This window comes from Corallococcus praedator, from assembly GCF_003612125.1.
GTDB lineage: Bacteria > Myxococcota > Myxococcia > Myxococcales > Myxococcaceae > Corallococcus > Corallococcus praedator.
In genome coordinates this window covers 1-2,265 of record NZ_RAWI01000695.1, presented here as the reverse complement: position 1 = coordinate 2,265, position 2,265 = coordinate 1, and the positions used below count along the sequence as shown (strand labels likewise).

Below are 2,265 nucleotides of genomic sequence, written 5' to 3'. Positions count from 1 at the left end.
GGGGGGCCTGAGCGCCCTGTTCGTGAACATGACGTTCGCGCTGGGGGCGCGGGCCTCGTGGGCCGGCATGGGCGTGTACGCGGTGCTCGCCGTGTCGTGTCTGGTGTTGCTGCTGCTGCGCCGGGTGCCGGCGCCGGCGGGGGTGCGCTGGCGGTTGTTTCGCGGCATGGCCCTGGCGTCGGTGCTGCCCATCCTGGGGCTGGGCGCGGTGACCTCCACGCTCGCGCAGCGGGCCCTGGAGGTGGAGCTGCGGGAGAAGGCGCGGCAGGCGGTGGCCGCAGAGACAGCGTGGCTGGACCAGACGGCCACCGTGGCGCGCTCGATGCTGCGTGCGCAGAGCCGGGACGCGGCCTTCGTGGCCACGGCGCGCGCGGGGGACCGCGAGGGCCTTCGCGAGCGGGTGGACCTGCTGGAGAATGACTCCGGCCTGTTCGACGCGGCCTGGGTGCTGGATGCGACGGGGGAGACGCTGGTGGCCTCCTCGCGGCTCAAGCGCTCCGGCAACTTCTCCGACCGGGAGTACTTCCAGCAGGCGATGAAGGGGGATGGCGAGGTGCTGTTGTCGCGGCCCTTCCTCACGCGCGCGGGCCTGCCCTTCGTCGTCTTCACCGCGCCGGTGGACCTGGGCGGGGGCGGGCGGCTCATCCTGGTGGCGGGGCTGTCGTTGCAGCGGTTGGGCTTGCAGCCGACGCTGGCCTCGCGCAGCTACCACGTGGAGCTGTTCGACCGGCGCGACGGCAGCCTGCTGCGCGAGACGGACCGGGGCGACGTGCTCACCCGGGCGCCCGTGCTGGGGTTGCTCCCGCCGGAGTCCCTGGCGGCGCCCGAGGGCATGACGGAGGCGTTCGACGCCCGGGGACACCGGTTGATGGTGGCGCACGCGCAGGTGTCGGACACGCCCTGGACGGTGGTGGTGACGGCGCGGCTGCGCGAGGCGTTCGCGCCGGTGACGCGCATGGGCGCGTGGGTGGTGGTCATCGCGGCGCTGGCGGGCGCCATCGCGCTGATGTTGTCGCAGTGGGTGGGGCGGGACGTGGCGCAGCGGCTGGAGGCGCTGAGGGACGGCTTCTCCTCGCTGGGCACGCCGGCGCTGGAGGGCGGCCAGCGGGTGCAGGCCCGGGGAGACGACGAAGTCACCCAGTTGGCCTCGGGCTTCAACGACATGGCGGCGCGCATCGACCGCACGCAGAAGCAGCTGCGCGAGGCCATCGCCATCCGGGACCAGTTCCTGTCCATGGCGAGCCATGAGTTGCGCACGCCGCTGACGCCGCTGAAGGCGACGCTGGAGCTGCTCATCCGCCAGTCCGAGGCCGGCCAGGAGCTGAACCCGGAGCGCCAGCGCGCGACCTTCGCGCGGCTGAACCGGCAGGTGGACCGGCTGACGCGGCTGATTGGCGACATGCTGGATGTGTCGCGGCTGCAGTCCGGGCGCTTCACGTTGACGGTGGCGCCCATGGACCTGGGGACGCTGGCGCACGAGGTGGTGGAGCGCATCCAGTCCTCCCGGCCGGAGCGCCAGGGTCTGTTGTCGCTGGAGCTTCCCCCGGCGCCGCTGGTGGGCCGGTGGGATGAGCAGCGGTTGGATCAGCTCCTCACGAACCTGGTGGAGAACGCGCTGCGCTATTCGCCGCCGGAGACCCCGGTGCGGATCCGCGTGGTGGAGGAGCCGGACGGGGTGCGGGTGGACGTGGAGGACCGGGGCATCGGCATTCCGGAGGAGAGCGTGTCGCAGCTCTTCACGCCCTTCTACCGGGCGCGCAACGCCACCGAGCACTACGCCGGGGGCCTGGGCCTGGGGCTGGCCATCTGCCGCGAAATCGTGGAGCGCCACGGGGGCCGCATCCAGGTGACGAGCGCGGGGCCGGGGCAGGGCTCCTGCTTCACGGTGCGGCTGCCCCGGGCCGCCCTGGCGGAAGCCGCCGCCTGATGCGCTACGTGGAGGTCCTCCCATGCGCGGCGCTGGCGCCGTACGTGCGGTGCTACTGGGCGATGGAGGCGTCGGGGCCGCTGCCGGGGCCGCACCGGGTGATGCCGGACGGGTGCCTGGACATCCTGGTGGACCTGGCGGACGGGGTGCGTCCGAAGGTGGTGGGGGCGATGCGGACGGCGGCGGTGGTGCCGTTGACGTTCCCCACGTCCATCGTCGCGGTGCGCTTCCGTCCGGGCGGAGCGCAGCCGTTCCTGCGGCTGCCGTTGCAGGAGCTGACGGACGCGCAGGTGGCGCTGGGGGACCTCTGGCCGCGCGTCGCGCGCGAGGGGTGGGAG

Annotated in this window: 2 protein-coding genes; both read left to right on the top strand. The window is 73.5% G+C overall.

Annotated elements, in window-relative coordinates; all coding sequences use genetic code 11:
- Positions 1-1,927: sensor histidine kinase (locus D7Y13_RS40950; protein ID WP_147452631.1), on the top strand; the 1,927-nt coding region annotated here is incomplete at its 5' end.
- Positions 1,927-2,265: DUF6597 domain-containing transcriptional factor (locus tag D7Y13_RS40945; RefSeq protein ID WP_341870475.1), on the top strand; the 339-nt coding region annotated here is incomplete at its 3' end. The genes D7Y13_RS40950 and D7Y13_RS40945, both read left to right, overlap by 1 nt.